Raw genomic sequence first — 22,579 nt, 5'->3', positions numbered from 1 at the left:
CAAGCACACGTGTGGCGATCCACAGAGCTGTCGGACGTATAGACGCGGCGGGGGGGGGAGCCGGCGCCCGGCCCTGCGCCGGGGGGGGCGGGGGGCGCCGCACCCCCGCCCGCCGGCGGCGAAACCACGCTGTCGGGTTGCTCGTCCACCACGCTGAATTCGCTTTCGGCGCGGGCGAAATCGTCGCGGTCCTTCACCAGCAGCCAGGGCGGTTGCTTTTCGGATTCGCGGCCCTTCATCCGGATCAACGCCCAGCGGCCCCGCAGCTTCTCGCCCTGCAGGTCGAACTTCAGGTGCCCGCGCCGGTAACCGTCGGCCGGATCGCCCACCGGCGTCCAGGTGCCGCGATCCCAGACGATCACCTTGCCGGCGCCATACTGCCCTTGCGGGATCTCGCCCTCGAAGCGGTTGTAGGCGATGGGATGATCCTCCACCTGCACCGCCATGCGCTTGACCGAGGGGTCGTAGCTGGGCCCCTTGGGCACGGCCCAGCTCTTCATCGCCCCATCCAGCTCCAGCCGGAAGTCATAGTGCAGCCGGCTGGCCCAGTGCTTCTGGATCACGAAGGCGCGCGCGGCCTCGTTGGGCTGGCCGCCGCCGGCCGGCTCCGGCGTGGCCTTGAAATCGCGCTTGGCTCGGTACTTCGCCAGGGCATCGGTCATGGTCACGCCGCCTTGCGGGTCTTGGCCGAGGCGCCGGCCTTGCCCGCCGCCCTGCCCGCCGCTTTCCCGGCGGCCTTGCCGCCAGCCGTCTTCGAGGTGGTCTTTGCCGCCGTCCTGGTCGCCGTCTTCCTGACCGCCTGCGGCCGGCCCTTCTTCGCAGCGGTGCGGCGCGCGGCCCCGTTCGGCGCCTTGCCCTGCGCCCGCCCCGTCAGGCTGCGTTGCAGCAATTCGGTCAGGTCGATGACGTTATCCGCATAAGCCGGCGATTCCTCCCGCGGTTCGATCACCGTCTCGGTCTTGCCGGCCTTGACCTTGCGCGCCACCAGGTCCATGACGGCGGCCTTGAACTCGTCCTTGTACTGTTCCGGGTCCCAGTGGCCGGACATGTCATCGACCAGCATGCGCGCCATCTTCAATTCGCTGGCGCTGGGGGCCGAGGCCTTGGCGCCAGACTTGGGCAGGTCCAGGTCGTCGACGGCCTTGACCTCGTCGCCCCAGCGCATCAGGTTCAGCACCAGCGCATCGCCCGCCGGGATCAGCGCCGCCAGGTGCTGCTTGGTCTGGATCACCACCCGGGCAATGCCGATCTTGCCGGCCTTGGCCAGCGTATCGCGCAGCAAGGCGTAGACCTTCTGGCCCTTGTCGATCGGCGCCAGGTAGTAGGGCCGCTCCAGGTACAGGAACGGCACCTCGCCGGCCTCGACGAATTGCTGGATCTCGATGGTCTGGGTGGTGCGCGGATAGGCGTCGGCGATCTCTTCGGGCGAAATGACGACGTAGCGGCCGTCTTCGTACTCCACGCCCTTGACGATATCGTCCTTGTCGATCTCCTTGCCGGTGCGCTTGTTGATGCGCTTGTAGCCGACCGGATCCATCGAGCGCCTGTCGAGCCAGTCGAAGTCGATGCCCGATTCGGTGGTGGCCGTGTGCAGGCCCACCGGGATATGCACCAGCCCGAACGAAATCGCGCCTTTCCAGATGGTTCGCGTCGCCATGATGCCGCTCTCCTTCGGGGCGCCGCTGCCGCCCCGTCCGCTGTTTGGGTTGACCGCCTGCCTGCATTGTCGCAGCGCTGGGCGTGCGCGCCAACGCCGGCATGATCTTGCCCCCCAGCAAGCGGCGTGCCCGCGTGCCGACGGCCCCCCGGGCCGCTACGACTGGCCGGCGTCGTCCTCGCGCGTGGCGCGCAGCTTCTTCCACAGGGTCGTGCGCGAAATGCCGAGCCGCTTCGCGGCGCTGCCCAGGTGTCCCCCGGACTCGGCGATGGCCTGCTGGATCGCGCGCTGTTCGGCATGGCTGCGGCGGGTCGCCAGGTCGGCCGCGCCACCCAGCTTGAGTTCGGGAAACAGGTCACTGGCGGTCAACTCGGGACCGTCGGCCATGACCGCGGCCCGTGCGATCCGGTTCCGCATCTCGCGAATGTTGCCCGGCCAGTCATGGTCGCCCAACGCCCGCAGCGCCGCGGCCGAGAATCGCTTGCCCACGGCCTGGGGCGACTCTTGCAGCAGGGCCAGCGCCAACGGTTCCAGGGCCACCGGCCGTTCTCGCAGCGGCGGCAACACCAGGCGCGCCACCGCCAGGCGGTAATACAGGTCCGCCCGCAAACGCCCTTCGGCCACCTCGGCGTCCAGCGGGCCGCAGGTGCTGGCAATGATGCGGCAGCGGGTCTGGCGGCTCTGGATTTCACCCAGCGGCCGGTACTCACCGTTTTCCAGCACCCGCAACAGCGCGGACTGGGTCTTGGGGGCCAGTTCGGCCACCTCGTCGAGATAGAGCGTCCCGGCCTGCGCCTCGGAAAAAAAACCTTCTCGCGAGGCGTTGGCGCCGCTGAATGCGCCCTTCGCGTGGCCGAACAACAGACTCTCGGCCAGCTCGGGCGTGATCGAGGCGCAATTGACGGCCACGAACGGCCCCGCCGTAAACGGCGAGCGGGCATGCGCATAGCGGGCCGCCCGGTCCTTGCCTGTCCCGGTTTCGCCTTCCAGCAGCAGCGGCAGCGAACTGGCCGCCAGGCGTTCGAGTTCGCGCGCCAGCGGGCTCGCCGGATCATCGAAGCGGAAGGGATTGTCGCGCACTTCGCCCGGCGCGCCGGCAGGCTGCGCCGCGATCACCGCGCGCATGCGCGCCACCAGCGCGTCCGTATCGTAGGGCTTGGTCAGGTAATCGTTGGCGCCCGCGGCCACCAGCCGGACCGCCTGCGCGATCTCGCCATAGGCGGTGGCGAACACCACGGTCGCCTGCGCCAGATAGGGAATCAGGCGCCGGTACAGGTCCTCGCCGGAACCATCCGGCAGACGGATGTCCGCCAACACGAAGGCGGGGCGCTGGCGCGAGCGGCGAAACCACTCCACTGCCTGTGCGCAGCTCTGCACCCACTGCGTGGAAAACCCTTCCAGCCGCAATCGCTGCAGCAGGGCGCCGCCCAGCACCTGGTCGTCTTCGATCAGCAATATCTGAATATTGTCGTTCACGCCGGCTTTCCTTCCTGATACAGCGGAATGCGCACCGAGATGCGCGTTCCTGGTCCCGGGTGGCAGACCCGCACGCGGCCCTGCAGGGTCCGCACCAACTCGGCGACGATCCCCAGGCCCATGCCATCGCCTCCGGCGGGCCCGCCTGCCAGCGCGGCATGCGCATGCGGCGGCAGGCCGGCGCCATGGTCGGTCACGTGCAGGCTCAGGCAGCGCGGGCCGGCACGGGCCACCGCAAGGACACGCCCCCCCGGCGGCGATGCCTGCACCGCGTTCAATACCAGGTTGAGCAGCACCTGGCGCACCGGTCCTGCCGGCAGCGGCAAAGCCGCGTCGTCCATGCCGGCGCAGGTCAGCACGACCTGCACCGCGCCCCGCGTCGCCTGCGCCCTGACCATCAGGCGGATATCCTCGATGTCCGCCCGGCACAACTGGGCAGCCCCGGGCCGGAACGTGCGCAGGCTGGCATCGACCACCGCCTGCAACGCCTCGACCCCGCGCTCGATGAAGCCCAGCGACTCCTGCCGCACCTCGGCGCGATCGCCGAACTGCCGCAAGGTCTGCACGGCGGTGCGCAGCCCGCCCAGCGGATTGCGCACCTCGTGCGCCAGCGCCGCCGACATGCGGCCGAGCATCGCCTCGCGCTCGATGTGCGCGTGGCGCTGGGCGAAGGCCTCGCGCTCGCGCACGCTCGCCACCATCCAGTTATAGGCGGCAAGCAGTTCCTGCAACTCCGGATCGCCGGTGCGCACCGCCATCTCGCGCGGCTGGTCCTCGCGGCCGGCGCGCAGCGCCTGCGTCAGCGAGATGATGGGGCGCTGCAACCGCCGCGCCATGCCATAGCACAGCGCGGCGCCCAACAGGCTGACGGCCAATCCCACCAGTCCCAGCTCGAGCGCCAGTTCGCGCCGCTGCTGCAGGAATTCGCTGACGTCCAGGTTGGCCACCAGCGTCCCCAGCCGCGGCTGCGCGCTGTCGAGCAGCCGCCAGGTCCAGACGCCTTCGGAACGCAGGCTGACCAGGCTGCCGGATGCGCCCTGCAATGCCGCCAGGGGCACGGGCTCCACTTCCGGATAGCGCGCCACGTGCGCCAGCAGGCGGTGATCGGCCGTGACCACCGCCAGGGTGCGGTCCACCACCCCCAGGTGCGTGTCGAGCGCGCGATTGAGCACGTCGGTCATCTGGCCGCCGTCGTTGGCGCGCACCGCCGGCAGGATCGCCGCCGATAGCCCGTCCAGGTAGACCTGGCCGAGATTGGCGACCTGCCTGTCGAACTGGCGCGACAGGCCGTGCAGCGCCAGCGATATCAGCGCGGCGGAGATCACCAGGAACAACAGGGAAACCGCGAGCGGAATCCGCGCGGTGAGCGGCAAGCGAAGCATGATCGGCGCGCATGACAGCAAAAACGTGATTATGCCGTGGTCGCTTGCACCGTCCAATTTGCAAGATTTCGCAAATGCGTCCACGGCAGGCAAGAATCGTGCCGACACTGGTTTACCGCGTATTTCATCGGGAAATGTTCACTTTCGTGAACATCTAGATATAGCGCTGTTCACCCTGCGTTACGCACCCGCGCGCCAACACCCTCGGCCTCATGGTTATCCCGCAAACAGGGGGGTGCCGAACGAAAGCAAAATGCAAGCCGCCCTCCTTAAAGTCCCGGCTCCCCGGGTCATGCGCCGCACGGCCCGCGGTCTTGTCATCCACAAAAAACGGGGAGCACGCCATGGGCAGCACCATATTCTCAAGAAAGCGCGATCTATGGGGAGGCGCATTCATCGCCCTCTGCGGCGCGTTGACCCTCTTCGAGGCCACCTCATACAACATCGGCGAACTCGCCCGCATGGGCCCGGGATACTTCCCGATGCTGGTGGGATGCTTCCTGGTCGCCCTGGGCGTGCTGATCCCCCTCAGCCCCGACCCCGATGAAATGCGGGAAGAGCAGCTCGAAGAGCAACTGCCGCAGCCGACCCGGCGCGAACGCCTGCGCGGCATGGCCTGCATCGCCGCCGGCATCGCGCTGTTCATCGTGCTCGGCCAGCACCTCGGATTCCTGCCGGCGACCTTCGCCCTGGTGTTCGTTTCCGCGCTGGGGGATACGTCCAACACGTACAAATCCGCCGCCATCCTGGCCGCCGCCATGACGCTGTTCGGCGCGATCGTCTTCTCGTGGGCGCTGCAACTGCAGTTCCCGATGCTGCGCTGGGGGTAAGCAATGGAATTGCTCGATAACGTTCTGCACGGCTTCTCCGTCGCCTTCCAGTGGGAAAACCTGCTCTGGTCGCTCTTCGGCGTCTTCATGGGCAACATGATCGGGGTGCTGCCCGGCATGGGCGTGCTGGCCGCGATCTCCATCCTGCTGCCGCTCACCTACGCCATGACGCCGGTGGCGGCGCTGATGATGCTGGCCGGCATCTACTACGGCGCGCAGTACGGCGGAGGCATCACCTGCATCCTGCTGAATCTGCCCGGCACGCCGTCGCACGCCGTCACCTGCCTGGACGGCAACCCGCTGGCCCGGCGCGGCAAGTCCGGCTCTGCGCTGTTCATGCTGGTGCTGGCCTCGTTCATCGGCGCCAGCGTCGGCATCATCATCATGATCCTGTTCTCGCCGCTGCTGGTGGAAGTCGCCTTCCAGTTCGGTCCGGCCGAGTATTTCTCGATGATGATGCTGGGGCTGTTCGCCGGCGCGACCCTGGCCAAGGGCTCGGCTATCAAGGGCGTGGCCATGGTGTTCCTGGGCCTGCTGATCGGCGTGGTCGGCACCGACGTCAATACCGGCACCATCCGCTACGCCTTCGGCGTGATCGAACTGAGCGATGGCGTGCAACTGGTGGCGCTGGCGATGGGTCTGTTCGGCCTGGCCGACTTCTTCGCCAACGTCAACCGCATCGGCCGGGCCACCACGGTCGGCGGCGCCGTCAAGATGTCCGTACGGCCCGAGCCGGGCGACATCAAGCAATCGGCGATGCCGATCGCGCGCGGCAGCGCCATCGGGGCGATCCTGGGCATCCTGCCGGGCACCGGCGCGACCATCGCCTCGTTCATGTCCTACGCCGTTGAAAAGCGCGTATCCAAGACTCCGAGCCGCTTCGGCAACGGCGCCATCGAGGGCATCGCCGGCCCCGAGGCGGCCAACAACTCGGCCGCGCAGACCAGCTTCATCCCCACCATGAGCCTCGGCATCCCGGGCGACTCGGTGATGGCCCTGATGCTGGGCGCGCTGATCATCCACGGCATCCAGCCCGGCCCGCAGATGGTGACCGAGCACGCCGACCTGTTCTGGGGCCTGATCGCCAGCTTCTGGATCGGCAACGTCATGCTGGTCGTCATGAACCTGCCCCTGATCGGCGTGTGGGCCAAGCTGCTCAAGGTGCCGTACAAGTATCTGTTCCCGTCGGCGCTGTTCTTCGTCTGCGTCGGTGTCTACAGCACCAACAACAGCCTGTTCGATGTCGGCATGGTGCTGGTGCTGGGCATGGTCGGCTACCTGTTCCTGAAGCTGCATTTCTCGCCCGCCCCGCTGCTGCTCGGCTTCGTGCTGGGGCCGATGGTCGAAGAGAACTTCCGCCGCGCCCTGCTGCTGTCGCGCGGCCAGTTGAGCATCTTCATCGACCGCCCGATCAGCGCCGCCTTCGTCTATGCGATCTTCGCGCTGGCACTGTGGCTGGCCTACTCCACCGTCCGCAACCGCTATAAGGTGCGCGCGATGGAGCAGCAGGCCCAATCCTGATCGTCAACACAACGCAAGACCCCGGGGCCGCCGCCAGGCGGCCCCCGGCGCAACACCGGGAGTACGCCATGAGATCGCACGATGCTTACGGCCATGCCGCCACGGCCATGCCGATCGCGCGCGGGCTGTCGTTCGTGGAGCTGATGGAATTGCTGGAATTCAGCCAGCTGCGCTTCGAGGCCCCCGCCACGGACGCCTGCGCCACGCTCATCGGCACCCAGGAGTGGCGCTGCGGCCTCGATGGCGCTGCCCTGGCGCCATCCGCCATCTACATCTGCTCGACGCTGGAAGCCCTGCGCGACGCCGTACTGCCTCCCGCCGACGCCCGCCTCGAAATCGACATGCCGTCGCTCGACCTGGTCCGCCTGATGGCCACGATGCCCCGGCAGGCCACGCCGCTGCCGCAACCGTGCCTGCGCGTCGACCTGCAAGCGCTGGTGCGCCGCGTGCTGGTGCCGGCCGATGCGCCCCCGCACCTGTATGATCTGGTACGACATGTGGTGATGGCGCGGCTGTGGATCGAGGTCGCGCGCATATGAAAAAATGTCTATGAAGGAATCTCGCGCGTGACCGACAAGCCGATTGAGATCATTGCCGCGGTCGTCTTCGCGATCGCCCTGCTGCACACCTTCTCCGCGCCTCTTTTCCTGCGCCTGGCGCACCGGAGCAAACGCCATGCCGGGCTGCTGCACCTGCTTGGCGAAGTCGAGGTGGTGTTCGGCTTCTGGGCCGCCATCCTGCTGGTGCTCATGGCCCTGGCCGCCTCTGGTGACGCCGCGCTGGCCTACGCGGAATCGCGCAACTACACCGAGCCGGCCTTCGTCTTCGTGGTGATGGTGATCGCGGCGTCGCTGCCGGTGCTCACCGCGGTCATGCGGCTGGTGAATCGCCTGGCCAGGCTGATCCCGGTCGCCGACCGGACCGCCAAGGCCTGGCTCTGCCTGGCCCTGGTGCCGCTGGCCGGCTCCTTGATCACCGAACCCGCCGCCATGACCATCGCCGCGATGATGCTGGCCCCGCAGGTGTTCCATCGCGACATGCCGGAACGCCTCAAGTACCTGGCGCTGGGCGTGCTGTTCGTGAACATCTCGATCGGCGGCACCCTGACCTCGTACGCCGCTCCGCCCGTGCTGATGGTGGCGGCCACCTGGGGCTGGGACAGCGCCTTCATGCTCAAGATGTTCGGCTGGAAGGCGGCGCTGGCGGTGCTGATCAACGCCACCGCCATCACCTGGATGCTGCGGCCGCACCTGCAATCGGGCGACGTCATGGCGCGCGGCGAGCAATCCGCGCCGATATCGTCCACGGTCATCGTGGTGCACCTGCTGTTCCTGGCGGCCATCGTCCTGTTCGCCCACCATCCGATCATCTTTCTGGGGCTGTTCCTGTTCTTCCTGGGCTACACCCAGGCCTACAAGGCGCACCAGAGCCGCCTCATCATCAAGGAGGCGCTGCTGGTCGGCTTCTTCCTGGCCGGGCTGGTGGTGCTGGGCGGCCTGCAGCAATGGTGGCTGCAGCCGATCGTCAGCGCGCTCGAACCCCGTGTCCTGTTCTTTGGCGCGCTGGCCCTGACCGCGGTCACCGACAATGCCGCCCTGACCTATCTGGGGTCGCTGATCGACGGCATCTCCGCCCAGGCGCAGTACATGCTGGTCGCCGGCGCGGTCGCCGGCGGCGGCCTGACGGTGATCGCCAACGCGCCCAACCCCGCCGGCGTGGCCCTGCTGCGCGGCGGCTTCAGCAACGGCGGAGTCAGCATGGCGGGGTTGCTGGGCGGCGCGCTGGCCCCCACCGCCGTCGCCGCCGCCATCCTGTTCCTGCTGTGACCGGCGGCGCTCAGAAGCGGGTGCGCAGCGTCAGGTTGAAGCTGCGCCCCGGCTGCAGCAACGGATTCTGGTCCGTCATGGCGTAGTTCACATTCGAGGCCGTGGCGGCGCTGCGGTAGGCGCGGTCGAACAGGTTGCTGATGCCCAGCACCGCCTGGGTGTTGCCCGCTTGCGGCAATCCGAGTTTGTCCAACTGAAGCTGCGCGTACAGGTTGACCACGCCGAAACCCGCGGCCGGATACTCCCTGCGCTCGTCGTAGCGGCTCTGCCCCTTGGCCCATTGCAGCTCGCCGCTCACCGCGTAGGCTTCGTTCGGCCCCACATACTGCACCCCCATCAGGCCGCTGAGCGTCGCAATCGAAGGCAGCGGCCGGTTCGTGACCCGGTCGGTCGCATGCAGGTAGCTGGCGCTGCCATAGACATTGAGCGAACGCGTCGCCTGCCAGCGCCAGTCGCTCTCCACGCCCTGCACCCGCGCCTTGCCGACGTTGCGGCGCTGGGTGGCGGGCAGGCCCAGATACATCGTATCCACGCTCTCGATGAAATCACGGAAATCGCTGCGGAATGCCGTTATCCCGACCGTGGCGTCATCGAAATGCAGGCGCGTCCCCGCATCCACGTTGACCGCCCGCTCGGGCTTGAGCTGGGGATTGGGAAAGGTGTAGCTGGTTCCCGTGAAGCCAGCATCGAACATGTCGAAAATCCACGGCATGCGGAACGAATTGCCGACGCTGCCAAGCAGTTCGACCACCTCGGTGGCGCGGTACGACAACCCCAGGCTGCCGGTGGTGGCGGTCTGCTGATTGTTCTGCGCGGCCCGGAAGGCCGGCAGCAGATCGGGCGACGGCAACGGGCTCAGGCCCACGTCGGAACGGTACCAGTCGAAACGTCCGCCCGCGCTCACCGTCCATTGTGGCGCGGGGTTCCATTCGTTGCTCAGGAACAGGCCGATGTTGGTCTGGTAACGGGTCGGTCCGCTGCGGATCCAGTCGCCACGGTTCAGGGTGCTGGTGCCGTCGGGCTGGCGCACCGTCGTCCAGGTGCGCAGCTTCTGGCCCGGCCAGGTTTCGTGCATGAAGTCCATGCCGATCGTGGTGGCGACGCTTGCCCAGGGTATGGTTGCCGCGAGATTGCCGCCATAGACGAGCGGCCCGATCACATGGCGGCGCACGTCGACCACGCGCGCCGCGTTGACCTCGTTGTGGGCGGCCAGGGTGGTATCGAATTCGTTGACGTACAGGCTGGCCCGCAACTCGCTGACCAGGCCGTCGAATTCACCGGCATAGCCGAGCTTGCCCTGCTTGACCGCCAGCGGATCGCGGTGGCTGCTGGCCAGCGGATACGGCGGCACCGCGCCGGCGATGTCGTCATTCACATGCGCCATGCGGCCACTGATCTCGATGCGCTGGCGCGCGTCGGGCATGTAGCCCAGCACGATGCCGCCGCCCGCGCCGCGAAAGCCGCTGTTGGGCACCTCTTCGGTGGCGCTGCGGAAATTGCTGGCGCGCCGGCCGGTGGCGTATACGCGCAGGTCGAAGCCATCGCCGGCCGCCTCCAGCGCGGCGTTGGCCTGCAGCGCGTTGGCGTTACTGCGCCACGAGGCCGACACCTCGCCGCCACTGAGCTGGAATGCATGATCCAGATTGCCGTGGGCGCGCCGGGTGACGAAGTTGATCAGGCCGCCCAGCCCATCACTGCCGAAGCGCGCCGAATCCGGCCCCCGCACCACCTCGACCTGCTCCAGCTCGGTCGGGCTGATCAGCATGAATTGCAGGGTATTGCGGCCGCGGAAGCGATTGCCGTCGATGAACACGGGAACCCGCATGTCATTGGTGTTCATGCCGCGCAGGAATACCGTGCCGGCAATGCCGCCACCGTGGTTGATGGTGGCGTTGGGAATCCGGCTCAATAGCTCCAGGGTGCTGATGGGGCTGAGCCGGTCGATGTCCTGCCGGTCCACCACCGACACCGATTGCGTCGCCGCATGGTCCAGGGTTGCCGGCGGCGGTACGGCGCCGATGGCATGCAGGCGGCCGTCGTCCGCGCCATCACCGCCCGTGACGCGGATGGCCGGCAGTTGCGCGGGTTCGGCGGCCACGGCAGGCACGCCAAGGGTGGTGGCCGCCAGCAGGAACGCGCGCACCAGGGGAGAAAGCGGAAAGGAATGAGTCATACCGGAACGCAGAGGCAAAGCCCGAGGGTGGAAGGGGCGCCGCCTTGCGCGGCGACGCCGGGATTTTTCAATCGATGCGCAATCGCCGCGCGCGGCGGCCTTAGAACCGCGTCCGCAACGTCACGTTGAAGCTGCGCCCGGGCTGCAACAGCGGATTCAGGCCCGTCATGGGGTAATTGACATTCGACGCCGTGGCGGCGGTGCGATACGCACGGTCGAACAGGTTGTTGATGCTGAATACCGCCTGGGTATTGCCCACCCTCGGCAAGCCCAGCCGGTCCAGCTGCAATTGCGCGGACAGGTTGACCACGCCAAAGCCGGCCGCCGGGTATTCCTTGCCGTCGTCATAACGGCCCTGCCCCTTGGCCCACTGCAATTCGCCGCCGAAGGCATAGGCATCGTTCGGCCCGACGTACTGCACCCCCATCAGGCCGCTGAGCGTGGCGATGGAAGGCAGCGGCCGGTGGGTGATGCGGTTGGTGGCATGCAGGTAGCCGGCGCTGCCATACAGGTTGAGCGCGCGCGTCACCTGCCAGCGCCAGTCGCTTTCCAGGCCCTGCACCCGGACCTTGCCCACATTCGCCTTTTGCGTGGCGGGCAGGCCGTTGTACTGGGTGTTGACGTTCTCGATGAAGTCGCGGAAATCGCTGCGGAACGCGGTCAGGCCAACGCTGGCATCCTCGAAATGCAGGCGGGTGCCCACATCGACGTTGGTGCCGCGCTCGGGCTTGAGCTGGGGGTTGGGGAAGGAATAGCTGGCGCCCGTGAAGCCGGCGTCGAACATGTCGAAGATCCACGGCATGCGGAACGAATTGCCGACGCTGCCCAGCAGTTCGATCACCTGGGTGGCGCGGTACGACAGTCCCAGGCTGCCCGTGGTGGCGGTCTGCTGGTTGTTCTGCGCGGCGCGGAAGGCCGGCAGCAGATCGGGCGACGGCAAGGGGTCAAGGTCGACGTCTGAACGGTACCAATCCAGGCGGCCGCCAGCGGTCAGCGTCCACTTGGGCGAAATCGTCCACTCATTGCTCACGAAGGCGCCGATATTGGTCTGGTAGCGGGACGGTCCGCTGGGCTCCCAGGCGCCGCGATTGACGCGCGCGCCGCCATCCGGTTGGCGCAGCGTCACCTGCGTGCGCCGTTCCTGGCCGGGCCAGTTTTCATGCATGAAATCCATGCCGACCGTGGTGGCGACGCTGGCCCATGGAAGGGTTGCCGCCAGGCTGCCCCCATACGCCAGCGGCCCCGGCACGTGGCGCTGCACGTCCAGCACGCGATCCGGGTTGACCTGGTTGTGCACCACCAGCGTGGTGTCGAATTCGTTGACGTAGACGCTGGCGCGCAATTCGCTGATCGCGCCGTCGAACTCGCCCCGATAGGCCAGCCTTCCCTGCTTGACGTTCAGGGGATTGCTGCGGGTGGTGGCCAGCGGATAGGGCGGCACCGTGCCGGCCCAGCCTTCGTTCACGTGCGCCATGCGGCCGCTGATCTCGACGCGCTGGCGCGCGTCGGGCATGTAGCCCAGCACAATGCCGCCGCCCGCGCTGCGGAAATCACTGTTCGGCACTTCGCCCTCGGCGCTGCGGAAGTTGCCGGCGCGCCGCCCGGTGGCATAGACGCGCAGGTCGAAGCCATCGCCGGCCGCCTCCAGCGCCGCGTTGGCCTGCCTGCCGTTGCCGTTGCTCTGCCAGGTGGTCGACACCTCGCCGCCATCCACGGTGAACCCGTGTTCCAGGTTGCCATGGGCGCGCTTGGTGACGAAGTTGATCAGGCCCCCCAGCCCATCGCTGCCAAAGCGCGCCGAATCGGGCCCCCGCACCACCTCGACCGCTTCCAGCTCGGTGGGGCTGATGAGCATGAACTGCAATTTATTGCGGCCGCGAAAGCGATCGCCGTCGATGAACACGGGCACCCGCATGTCGAACGTGTCCATGCCGCGCAGGAACAGGGTACCGCCAATGCCGCCGCTCAGATTGATGGTGGCGTTCGGAATCCTGCCCAACAGTTCGAGCGTGCTGATGGCGCTGAGCCGGTCGAGGTCCTGCCGATCCACCACCGACACCGATTGCGTGACCGTATGGTCGAGCGTCGCAGGCGGCGGCGTGGCGCCGATGGCATGCAGGCGGCCGTCGTCGACGGCTGCGTCTTCGGCCGTGACGCGGATGGCGGGAAGTTGCGCGGCGGTCTCGGCGGCCGTGGCGGGCGCGCCGAGGCTGGCGGCGGCCAGCAGGATGGCGCGGACGAAGGGCGAGGACGGGAAGGAATGAGTCATACGAAAAAAACGCAATAGCCCGGAGGCCGGAAGGAAGCCGCCTCAGGCGGCGGGCGTGGAATCTTTCAGCCACGGCAGGAAACCGCGCAGGAAGCGGCTGGTGGCCGGCATGAAATAACTGCCGTGGTGGTACATCGGATCGAGCGAGGTGACGATCAGCCGGCCCGCCGTGCTGCACCGATCCTCGTACAGCACCGATCCGGCGCCGACCTTGTCGACCAGCGAGACCGCGCCGGGCGGCGGCGCATAGGTGCCATGCTGGTGCCAGGTGACGTCGGCCAGCGTCAGGTAGCGGAACAGCGAATGGTCGGGCGCCGCCAGCCGCAGGCCCGGATCGGCCCCCGGCGTCTTCCACCACCAGAAATTCACTTCGCAATCGGTCCAGCGCACGCCATCCAGCCAGCGGTGCGAGCCGGTCTCGCCCATCGCCACCAGCGTCTTGCCGGCGGCCAGGAAGCGGGCCAAGCGCGCCCGCTGCGCCACCAGCAACTCGGGATTGATGCGGCACGACACGATCAAGGCGTCGCAGCCCTCCAGGGCGGCGTCATCCAGTTCCGGCAGGTAGATCACCCGGTCGATGTACGCCGCCAGTTCCGGCGTGCGGAAGGTGCGATGGTGGTAGTAGGTGCCGGCGTCCAGCGCGGCGATCACCGGTACTCGCCGGTTCGAAGCGGAATGGGCGTCGTGGATCATGCCGCCTCCCCGCGCAGCCAGTCGACCAGTTGCGGCACGATGCGGCGGGTGCTGTCCGCGCTGCCCGCATACATCCACATGTCGTTGCCGGAATGCGTGAACAGGCGGCCGCCGCCGGGCAGGGACAGCACCCAGTCCACCGGCACCGCGTCCGGCCCCAGCGTATGCAGCACGCTGGCGCCGGCCGGCGGCGGGTTGCCGCCGCGCGCGTAGAAGCCGGCCACGCCGCGGCGGAAGGTCAGGTGTTCCGGATCGACGCCGTCGAAAACGGGATGCGCCTGGGCCCGGTGCAGCCGCAGTCCCTCGATGCCGCGCGCCGGGCCGGGCACGAACGGCGCCAGCCAGCGCAGGAAGGGATAGGCCACGTGGCCGTTGAACACCATCGTGCCGCCCGCCAGCAGCCACGCCTCCAGCCGCGCCTGCTGCGACAGCAGGTAGCGCTGGTCGGTATTGGCCGGCACCAGCAGGGCCCGTACCGCCACCAGTTCCAAACGATGCAGGGCGTACAGGGGTTCGGCGATGGCCGGCGGCGCATCGCCGCCGGTCAACGCGGCGGGACCGTCGCCGGTCCAGTGATTCAAATAGACGATGGTGTTCATCGGATTCAATGGAAAAGGGGAATCACGCCCGGCACCTCGCGGCGGTCGGCGGTGATGGTTGTCACCCGCACCGGCAAGCCATACAGCCGGCTCAGGCGTTCGTCGGTGCACATCTGCCCGGTGGGCCCGGCCTCGCAGGCGTCGGGATGCATCAACAGGGTCTGGTCGGCGATGTGCTGCGCGTGCTGCGGCTGGTGGGTCGAGAACACCACCGTCATGCCCTCGCCCGCCAGCCGCCGCAGCAGCGACAGGATCACGTCCTGGTTGCGCAGGTCGAGCGCCGCGCTGGGCTCGTCCAGCACGATGATGGGGCTGGCGCTGGCCATGGCCCGCGCGATGCAGGCCAACTGCTGTTCGCCGCCGCTGAGCGCGTGAAAGGGCCGCGCCGCCAGATGCTCCAGCCGCACGGCGCGCAGGCACTCGCGGGCGATCTCGCGGTCGCCCGGGCCGGGCGAGGCCCACCAGCGCAGGTGCCGCACGCGGCCCATGGTCACCATGGCCAGCACGTCGTAGGCGAACAGCGAATCGGTGCGCTGCGGCACATAGGCGGCGTGGCCGCGCAGGCGCACCGCGCCAGCGGCCGGCGGCTGCACCCCCAGCAGTGTCTTGAGCAAGGTGGTCTTGCCCCGGCCGTTCGGCCCCAGCACGGCCAGCACGCCGCCGGCCGGCACGCGCAGCGTCAGGTCGGACAGCAGCAGGCGGCCGCCGGCCTGCACGGCAAGGCGATCCAGTTCAAGCATGGCCCGCCTCCCTGCCCTGCGTGCGGCGCAACAGCCACGCGAACAGGGGCGCGCCGACCAGCGCGGTGATCACGCCCAGCGGAATCTCGGCGCTGGTGGCGCTGCGGGCCACGGTATCGACCCACACCATGTAGGTGCCGCCAAGCAAGGCGCTGGCGGGCAGCAGCACGCGGTGATCGGGGCCGACCAGCATGCGCGCGATGTGCGGCACCACCAGCCCGACCCAGCCCACCGTGCCCGACACCGCCACGCTGGCCGACACCACCAGCGTGGCGCAGCCCAGCAGCATCCAGCGCAGCGGCTCGACCGCGAGCCCCATGGCGCTGGCCTGCTCGTCCCCCAGCGACAGCACGTTGATGCGGAACCGCAGCGCGAACAACAGCCCCATGCCCGCCGCGATGGGCGCCACCGCCGCCCCCAGCTTGACGTAGGACGCCGTGGCGAAGCTGCCCATCAGCCAGAACACGATCGCCGGCAGGCTGTCGTAGGGATCGGCGAAATAGGTGGCCAGCGAGATCAGCGCGGAAAAGAACGCGCTGGTGACCACGCCCGCCAGCACCAGCATCAGGATGGTGGTGCGCCCCCGCGAGCGGCCCAGCAGGTAGACGATGGCCACCGCCAGCAGGCCGCCCGCGAAAGCGAACCCCAACGTCGCCCACAGCGACGAGAACAGCAGGATCGCGGCGCACCCGCCAAACGCGGCGCCGGACGAAATGCCCAGGATCTGCGGCCCGACCAGGGGGTTGCGGAAGGCGCCCTGCAAGGCCGCGCCGCACAGCGCCAGGCTGGAGCCGGCCAACAGCGCCAGCAGCACCCGCGGCAGGCGCACCAGCAATACCACCCGGCGCTCGGCGTCGGCGACGGCCGGCAGCCAGGATGCCAGGCCGTCGGGCAGCGCCCATCCGGCCAGCGCGGCGCCCACGTGAGAGGCCGGCAAGGCATAACGCCCCACGCACAACGCGGCCAGGGCCGACAGCGGCGCCGCGGCGATCATCAGCCACCAGGGCCAGGCGCGCCGCCGATCGTCCCCCCGCGCGGGATTCCGTTCAGCGCAGGCGGTCATAGCCGGCGGCTCCGTGGTTCAAGCGCATGCGCAGCACCTTGTCGATATCGGCCGCGTCGATGTCATAGCCGTACAGCCAGGCGTAGGCCTGCGCGATGCGCTCGCGCAGCGGCCAGTCGAATCGCTTCGGATGCAGCAACTGGCTCAGCCACTGCCAGTACAACGGCGATTCCTGGCTGGGGGGGTCCCAGATGTAGCCGCCGGCCGGAATCATGTAGACGCGATGGCTGCGCACGGCCGGAATATCCGCGAACAGCGGATCGGCATAGATCATGGCGGGCGTCAGGCCCGACTCGAAGTTGTTCAGCAGGATCACATCGGGCGCCCAGGCCATGATCTGTTCGATGCCGACCGATTGGCCGGTGCCGACCACCGCCGCGGCCACGTTGCGCCCGCCGGTCAATTGAATATCGTCATCGAAACTGCTGCCCGCACCCGAGGTGCGCAATTGCGGCCGGTAGCGCGACAGGTACAGCACGCCCGGCCGCTCGTCGGCGCGCAGGCCGCCGGTGACGCGAAGAATTTGCGCGCGCACCTCGTCGCGCCACGCCAGCAGCCGGGCGGCTTGCGCGTCCTGCCCGAGCGAATGCCCCATCAGCCGGATCCATTCGCGGGTGCGCACGTCGGTGCCGTAGAGCAGCGCGGCCACCGGCAGGCCGGCGTTGCGCAGCGGCGCGATCAGGTCGTCGCCCATGTGACCCCACTGCCACACCATGTCGGGACGGATCTGCAGCAGGGTTTCCACGTTCGGCACGAAGCCCGACCGCGTGATGTCCGAGCGCACGCTTTCCATGTGCGGAAACAGGCGCGACGGCACCGGGTCGGCCATGCGCGCATAGGAGTCGGGATGCATGCCCGCCAGGTGGCGCGAGGAGCCGCCATCCAATGACATCAACAGCGTGCCGCCCGGCATCGGCAGCGAGACCGCGCGCGTCGAAGGCGCGGCCTGCGTGACCGGGTTGCCGAGCATGTCGGTAAAGCTGACCGGCGCCGCGCCGGACGGGGACGCCACCGCCAGCAAAGCGGTCAGGACAATAGGAGAATTTATGAGGCGGCGCGATTTCGGCGCCGTCCTGGCCTTGCATTTTTCCACGGTGATAGCATCTGAACAAGAATCATTTTCGATTCGAATTCTAGGTAGCCATCCCCGCCACTCAAATGACTATTGTCAATTCGTCCCGGTCGCTTGTGCTCGCCGCGTTGCGGCGCCATCCCTGGTTCGAAGGCATCCCCGAGGCGGCGCTCGGGGCACTGGCCGGGCGCAGCCGCTGGCTGCGCTTCACCGCCGGCGACACCCTGTTTTCCGAAGGCCAGGCGGCAACCTCATGCCTGCTGGTGTGCGAAGGACGTGTGCAAGGCCTGCGCTATACCGCCAATGGCGGTGAAAAGGTGTTCGGCGAAGTCGGTCCGGGCGGCTGGTTGTCGGTGCTGGCGCTGTTCGAACCGGCGCCGCGCCATCTGCACCACCTGCGCGCCAACCTCGACGGCAACGGTTGCCTGGTGCCTCACGGCGCCTTCCTGCAATTGTGCCGCGACGATGGCCGCCTGGCCTGCCGCGTGGCCTCGCACAGCGCCTGGCTGGTGCGGCATCACACCGACCGCATCGACTGGCTGACCTCCAGCTCGGCGCCGCAGCGGCTGGCCGAATATGTCTTGCGCGCCGGCAAGGCGCAGGCAGGACAACCGCTGGCCCTGCCCTTGAGCCATTCGCAGATCGCGGTCAAGCTCGGCATGCGCGCCGAGACACTCAGCCGCATCTTCGCGCGCTGGCGCCGCGAAGACATCCTCGCGCATCGCCAGGGCAGGCTCTACGTGCTGCGCCTGGGCCCGCTCGAACAACTGGCGGCGGGCGGCTGACGCGCCAAGCCAGCAGCGCGCCCGCGGCTACGCCTGCTCGGGCAGATAACCGCTATATCCCATCAGCGTCGACAGCCGCTGGGCGACGTTGGCGACGATCTCCTGCACCTGGGCGATGCTGGGCGATTCCTTGCGGTCGATGCGCTCGATGTGCGGCACGTTGATGGCGGCGATGGCCTGGTTGCCCACGCCCATCACCGGATAGGCGACGTTGGTGATGCCGCGAATCTGGCGGCTGGGCATGCAGGCGCAACCGTTCTTGCGCACGTCCGCCAGAATCGGGAACAGTTCGCCTGGGTCGGACTCCAGTTCGCCTTCCACCTTGATGTGGGCGGCCAGCATGCGGGTGCGCTCGACCTCGTCGCGGAATGCCAGCAACACGTGGCCCGAGGACGTGTCGGTCAGGCCCATCATCACGCCCACCTTCAAGCCGAACGACCAGCGCTCGGGGCTGTCGACCTGCGCGATCACCACCACCCGGCCGGCCTGGTAGACCGCCAGGTGGCACGACTGGCGCGCGCGGTTGGCCAGTTCGCGCAGCAGCGGCAGCGCCACGCTCACCAGCGACTTGAGCGGCTGCTGGCGGTGCGCCAGCTCGAACATCTTCAGTGTCAGCGTGTAGCGGTCGTTGTCGTCGACCTGCACGAAGCCGCGCCGCTGCAGCGTCACGGCCATGCGGAAGATCTCGCTGACGCTGCGGCCAATCTTCTGCGCCAGCTCTGCCAGCGTGTAGCCGGCCGGGCTGGCGGCCAGCGCCTCCAGGATGTCCAGCCCCTTTTCCAGGGCGGGCGCGGCGTAGCGTTGCGCGCCCGGCGCGTCGGCGGCGTCGGCCTCGGTCGGCGTGGAATCGGCGGGGGAAATCCTGGAAGCGGTCATGGCGTCGGCGTTGAAGTGAAGCCCGATTCTATTCGGACCGGGTCCAGGCCTGCAGGGCCTGGCGTTGTTCGCCCAGTCCGGCGATGCCCAGGCGCATCTCGTCGCCCGCCTTCAGGTACACCGGCGGCTTCTGGCCCAGGCCCACGCCCGGCGGCGTGCCGGTGCTGATGATATCGCCCGGCATCAGCGACATGAAGCGGCTGATGTAGCTGACCAGCGTCTTGACGCCGAACACCATGGTGCGGGTGCTGCCGTTCTGGAAGCGGTGGCCATTCACTTCCAGCCACATGTCCAGGTCCTGCGGGTCGGCGATCTCGTCGCGCGTCACCAGCCACGGGCCGACCGGCGCGAAGGTGTCGCAGCCCTTGCCCTTGTCCCATTGGCCGCCGCGCTCGATCTGGTATTCGCGCTCGGACACGTCGTTGACCACGGTATAGCCGGCCACGTAGTCCATGGCCTCGCTTTCCTCCACGTACGAGGCCTTCTTGCCAATGACCACGCCCAGCTCCACTTCCCAGTCGGTCTTGACCGAGCCGCGCGGGATGATCACCGGATCGTTGGGGCCGCTCAGCGACGAGCTGGGCTTGAGAAAAAGGACCGGTTCGGCCGGCACCGGCAGGCCGGACTCGGCGGCGTGGTCGGCGTAGTTCAGGCCGACGCAGACGATCTTGCCGACGCCGTTTACCGGGCAGCCGTAGCGCACCGCGCCGTCCACGCGCGGCAGGCTGGCGGGGTCGAGCTTGGCCAATCTGGCCAGCATCGCCGGGGCGATGGCGGCGGTGTCAATGTCGGCGACCACGCCCGACAGGTCGCGCAGCGCGCCCTGGGCGTCGATCAGGCCGGGTTTTTCCTGGCCGGGCTGGCCGTAGCGTACGAGTTTCATGCGGAATCCTTGAAAGAGAACAAAGCGGGACGGCGGCTCAGTTGGACCAGCCGCCGTCGATAACCTGGATGGTACCGGTGGTGAAGGCCGACTCATCGCTGGCCAGGTAGACCGCCAGCGCCGCCACCTCCTCGACCCGGCCGACGCGGCCGATGGGCTGGCGCGCCACGAAGGCCGCGCGCACGGCGGCTTCGTCGCTGCCCTGCTGGCGCGCCTGCGCGGCGATGCGCTCGCGCAGCGAGGGCGACTCGACCGTGCCGGGGCAGATCGCGTTGCAGCGGATGCCGCGCGTCACGAAGTCCGCCGCCACCGCCTTGCTCAGCCCGATCACGGCGGCCTTGGAGGCGCCATAGACGAAACGGTTAGGCACGCCCTTCACGCTGGACGCGGCCGAGGCCATGTTGATGATCGAGCCGCCGCGTTCCAGCATCAGCGGCAGGTAGGCGCGGATGGTGCGGTACATGGCCTTGACGTTCAGGTCCATGCTGAAGTCCCAGTCGGCCTCGTCGCAGTCCAGCACGGTGCCGGCGTGGACGAAGCCGGCGCAATTGAACAGCACGTCGACCGCGCCGGTCTCGCGCGCGCAGTCGGCCACGGCGGCGCCGTCGCGCACGTTCAGCACGCGCGTGCGCAGGCCGGCCAGCCCGGCCTCGCGCGCCTCCCGCGCCAGATCGGCCAGCGCCGCCTCGTTGATGTCGGTGGCCCAGACCTGCGCGCCCTCGCGCGCCATGGCCAGGGCGCTGGCGCGGCCGATGCCGTTGCCGGCCGCCGTGACCAGCGCCCGCTTGTCCTGCAAACGTAGGGTCATGTCTCTTCTCGTCGGTGGGGGATGGGATGTGCGGCGCCGCAGCGCCTCGCCTTTATTTGAAAATAAGTTTCACCAATAAAACAGCACCAACAATTTCAACACACGAACAAGGCATTATTTTTAGGTAATTACCCTTAAGTTTTTGAATTTCCGCGGAATCCATCAAGCCATAACAGAGACCTCTCGAGGAAATTAGTTTTTACCCATGAAATTTACCTGTCGCTCAAAAAAAAGCGTGCCAAATCCCGGCACGCCGCCTCCCGATCCCGCAGAGCGTCCCCCTTGGCGGGCGCGTGCGTCCCGTCCCCAGGTCACGCCGCGGCGACATCCTCCAGGATCATCTCGGCGCCGCGCTCGGCCACCATCATCACCGCCGCCTGGGTGTTGCCCGACACCATCTTCGGCATCACCGAGGCGTCCACCACCCGCAGGCCGTCGATGCCATTGACCCGCAAGCGCGGATCGGTGACGGCGCCCGCGTCCGAGCCCATGCGGCAGGTGCCGATCGGGTGATAGATGGTCTGGCCGTTGCGGCGCGCGAAATCCAGCCACTGCTCGTCGCTGTCCACGTCCGCCCCCGGACTCAGCTCGCGCTCGATATAGCGCTGCATGGCCGGGCGCTGCACGATGCGCCGCGCCACCCGCATGCCGCCCACCAGGCTGTCGCGATCGATCTGCGCGGACAGGAAATTGGGACGGATCGACGGCGCGGCGAAGGGATCGGGCGACTTGATATGAATGGAACCCACCGACTCCGGCCGCAGTTGCGCCACGCCGATGGTCATGCCCGGCTCGCGGTCGAGAATGCGCTCGGCCGCGTTGGCATAGCTGGCGTGCACGAAGAAATACTGCACGTCGGCCGCCGGCAGGTCCGGCGCGCTCTTGACGAAGCCGTGCACCAGGCCCGTGCCCAGCGTCAGGATGCCCTTGCGGCGGGTGTAGTAGCGCGCTACCTGCCGCGCCAGCCGCCAGCCGCGCGACATCTCGTTGAGCGTCACGGTGTTTTTGACCCGCCAGTTCATGCGCGTGGCGAAGTGGTCGATGTAGTTCTCGCCCACCTGGGGCTGCGCAAGCACCAACGGAATGCCGAAGGATTGCAGCAGCGCGGGGCTGCCCACGCCCGACAGTTCCAGCAGTTGCGGCGACTGCACCGCGCCCAGGCACAGCAGCGTCTCGCGCCGCGCCCGCACGGTGAATTCCTGGCCGTTCTTGCGATAGGCCACGCCGACGCAGCGCTTGCCCTCGAACAACAGCCGGGTCACGTGCGCGCCGCATTCCACTGTCAGGTTCCTGCGGCCGGCGGCAGGCTTCAGGTAGCCGTCCACCACGCTCCAGCGACGGCCATGGCGCTGCGCCACCTGGTAATAGCCAACCCCGTCCTGGCAGCCGGCGTTGTAGTCGGGATTGAGCGGCAGCCCGTCCTCCTGCGCCGCGCGCAGAAAGGCGTCGGACAGCGGAAAGCGCTCGGCCACTTCCTCCACGTGCATCGGGCCGTCCTTGCCGCGGGTCTCGCCGCCGGGCGGATAGCACTCGATCTTGCGGAACACGCGTTGCGCCGTGGCCGCGCCCCAGCCGCTGGCGCCGGCGGCCTCCCAGCCGTCATAGTCCTGTGGCCGGCCGCGCACGTAGATCATCCCGTTGATCAGCGTCGAACCGCCCAGGCCCTTGCCGCGCGGCACGGCGATGGTGCGGCCATGGACGTTGTCCTCCGGCTCGGTGGCGAAGCGCCAGTTGTAGTCCGGGTTCACCAACAGCTTGGAAAAGCCCGCCGGGATCTTGATCCACATGCTGCGCGCCTCGTGCCCGGCTTCCAGCATCAGCACCCGGTGGCGGCCGTCGGCCGTCAGGCGGTTGGCCAGGATGCAGCCGGCGGTGCCGCCGCCCGCGATAATGAAGTCGTAGTCGCCCATCGTCTCGTCCGTCGCG

General features: G+C 68.3%; 20 protein-coding genes. 5 read left to right on the top strand and 15 right to left on the bottom strand.

The features are described 5' to 3' along the window. The 4 genes from AC6LKG_RS19535 to AC6LKG_RS19520 all read right to left on the bottom strand — a co-directional run. A partial coding sequence (locus tag AC6LKG_RS19535; RefSeq protein WP_498167087.1) for a DNA polymerase ligase N-terminal domain-containing protein occupies nucleotides 1-662 on the bottom strand: 662 nt, incomplete at its 3' end. A gap of 2 nt (nucleotides 663-664) precedes the next feature. Continuing rightward, nucleotides 665-1,657: a non-homologous end joining protein Ku gene (gene ku, locus AC6LKG_RS19530; protein WP_498167085.1), complete on the bottom strand. Its 993-nt coding sequence runs from the start codon at nucleotides 1,655-1,657 to the stop codon at nucleotides 665-667. 156 nt (nucleotides 1,658-1,813) lie between these two features. Next, on the bottom strand, nucleotides 1,814-3,133 hold the full coding sequence (locus tag AC6LKG_RS19525) for a sigma-54-dependent transcriptional regulator (protein ID WP_498167083.1): 1,320 nt from the start codon (nucleotides 3,131-3,133) through the stop codon (nucleotides 1,814-1,816). Further along, entirely contained in the window at nucleotides 3,130-4,515 is a 1,386-nt protein-coding gene (locus tag AC6LKG_RS19520; RefSeq protein WP_498167080.1) for a sensor histidine kinase, read from the bottom strand. Before AC6LKG_RS19520 ends, AC6LKG_RS19525 begins: the two co-directional genes overlap by 4 nt. A 344-nt stretch (nucleotides 4,516-4,859) precedes the next feature. Here AC6LKG_RS19520 and AC6LKG_RS19515 point away from each other — a divergent pair, with 344 nt between their 5' ends. The 4 genes from AC6LKG_RS19515 (at nucleotide 4,860) to AC6LKG_RS19500 (ending at nucleotide 8,692) form a co-directional block, all read left to right on the top strand. Beyond that, complete coding sequence (locus tag AC6LKG_RS19515; protein ID WP_498167078.1) at nucleotides 4,860-5,345, top strand: tripartite tricarboxylate transporter TctB family protein; 486 nt, start codon at nucleotides 4,860-4,862, stop codon at nucleotides 5,343-5,345. Between the two features lie 3 nt (nucleotides 5,346-5,348). Then, nucleotides 5,349-6,866: a tripartite tricarboxylate transporter permease gene (locus AC6LKG_RS19510; protein ID WP_498167075.1), complete on the top strand. Its 1,518-nt coding sequence runs from the start codon at nucleotides 5,349-5,351 to the stop codon at nucleotides 6,864-6,866. A 68-nt stretch (nucleotides 6,867-6,934) separates the two neighbouring features. Next, complete coding sequence (locus tag AC6LKG_RS19505; RefSeq protein WP_498167072.1) at nucleotides 6,935-7,405, top strand: hypothetical protein; 471 nt, start codon at nucleotides 6,935-6,937, stop codon at nucleotides 7,403-7,405. Nucleotides 7,406-7,432: 27 nt separating this feature from the next. Next, nucleotides 7,433-8,692 carry a putative Na+/H+ antiporter gene (locus tag AC6LKG_RS19500; RefSeq protein WP_498167070.1) on the top strand — a complete coding sequence of 420 codons (1,260 nt, stop codon included), beginning with the start codon at nucleotides 7,433-7,435 and terminating at the stop codon, nucleotides 8,690-8,692. Nucleotides 8,693-8,702: 10 nt separating this feature from the next. Here the strand turns inward: AC6LKG_RS19500 and AC6LKG_RS19495 are convergent, their stop codons facing one another. The 7 genes from AC6LKG_RS19495 to AC6LKG_RS19465 form a co-directional block, all read right to left on the bottom strand. Continuing rightward, a complete protein-coding gene (locus AC6LKG_RS19495; RefSeq protein WP_498167067.1) occupies nucleotides 8,703-10,865 on the bottom strand; it encodes a TonB-dependent receptor in 2,163 nt (720 codons plus the stop codon). 100 nt (nucleotides 10,866-10,965) lie between these two features. Continuing rightward, the gene (locus tag AC6LKG_RS19490) at nucleotides 10,966-13,134 is read right to left on the bottom strand and encodes a TonB-dependent receptor (RefSeq protein WP_498167066.1); all 2,169 of its coding nucleotides are present in this window, start codon (nucleotides 13,132-13,134) and stop codon (nucleotides 10,966-10,968) included. A gap of 42 nt (nucleotides 13,135-13,176) precedes the next feature. Then, the gene (locus AC6LKG_RS19485) at nucleotides 13,177-13,827 is read right to left on the bottom strand and encodes a hypothetical protein (RefSeq protein ID WP_498167064.1); all 651 of its coding nucleotides are present in this window, start codon (nucleotides 13,825-13,827) and stop codon (nucleotides 13,177-13,179) included. Continuing rightward, nucleotides 13,824-14,426, bottom strand: a complete 603-nt coding sequence (locus tag AC6LKG_RS19480) for a hypothetical protein (protein ID WP_498167062.1) — start codon at nucleotides 14,424-14,426, stop codon at nucleotides 13,824-13,826. Before AC6LKG_RS19480 ends, AC6LKG_RS19485 begins: the two co-directional genes overlap by 4 nt. Nucleotides 14,427-14,431: 5 nt before the next feature. Next, nucleotides 14,432-15,166, bottom strand: a complete 735-nt coding sequence (locus AC6LKG_RS19475; protein WP_498167060.1) for an ABC transporter ATP-binding protein — start codon at nucleotides 15,164-15,166, stop codon at nucleotides 14,432-14,434. Further along, a complete protein-coding gene (locus AC6LKG_RS19470; protein ID WP_230846638.1) occupies nucleotides 15,159-16,229 on the bottom strand; it encodes a FecCD family ABC transporter permease in 1,071 nt (356 codons plus the stop codon). Before AC6LKG_RS19470 ends, AC6LKG_RS19475 begins: the two co-directional genes overlap by 8 nt. Further along, nucleotides 16,213-17,241, bottom strand: coding sequence for an ABC transporter substrate-binding protein (locus AC6LKG_RS19465; protein ID WP_498167057.1), 1,029 nt, complete (start codon nucleotides 17,239-17,241; stop codon nucleotides 16,213-16,215). The genes AC6LKG_RS19470 and AC6LKG_RS19465 overlap by 17 nt, the downstream gene beginning before the upstream one ends. Before the next feature lie 146 nt (nucleotides 17,242-17,387). Between AC6LKG_RS19465 and AC6LKG_RS19460 the strand changes: the two genes are divergently transcribed. Continuing rightward, nucleotides 17,388-18,086: a Crp/Fnr family transcriptional regulator gene (locus AC6LKG_RS19460; RefSeq protein WP_498167055.1), complete on the top strand. Its 699-nt coding sequence runs from the start codon at nucleotides 17,388-17,390 to the stop codon at nucleotides 18,084-18,086. A gap of 27 nt (nucleotides 18,087-18,113) precedes the next feature. Here AC6LKG_RS19460 and AC6LKG_RS19455 read toward each other — a convergent pair whose 3' ends face one another. From AC6LKG_RS19455 to AC6LKG_RS19440, 4 genes are all read right to left on the bottom strand, one after another. After that, nucleotides 18,114-18,962, bottom strand: coding sequence for an IclR family transcriptional regulator (locus AC6LKG_RS19455; protein WP_498167052.1), 849 nt, complete (start codon nucleotides 18,960-18,962; stop codon nucleotides 18,114-18,116). A gap of 28 nt (nucleotides 18,963-18,990) precedes the next feature. Further along, a complete protein-coding gene (locus AC6LKG_RS19450) occupies nucleotides 18,991-19,845 on the bottom strand; it encodes a fumarylacetoacetate hydrolase family protein (protein WP_498167050.1) in 855 nt (284 codons plus the stop codon). A 37-nt stretch (nucleotides 19,846-19,882) separates the two neighbouring features. Then, nucleotides 19,883-20,653 (bottom strand): SDR family oxidoreductase, encoded by a 771-nt coding sequence (locus AC6LKG_RS19445; RefSeq protein ID WP_498167048.1) that lies wholly within the window; start codon nucleotides 20,651-20,653, stop codon nucleotides 19,883-19,885. A gap of 311 nt (nucleotides 20,654-20,964) precedes the next feature. After that, the gene (locus tag AC6LKG_RS19440; RefSeq protein ID WP_498167046.1) at nucleotides 20,965-22,563 is read right to left on the bottom strand and encodes a GMC family oxidoreductase; all 1,599 of its coding nucleotides are present in this window, start codon (nucleotides 22,561-22,563) and stop codon (nucleotides 20,965-20,967) included. Between the last annotated feature and the right edge of the window lie 16 nt (nucleotides 22,564-22,579).

This window comes from Achromobacter sp. 46006 (assembly GCF_059761975.1).
This window is presented reverse-complemented; position numbering and strand designations above follow the sequence as displayed.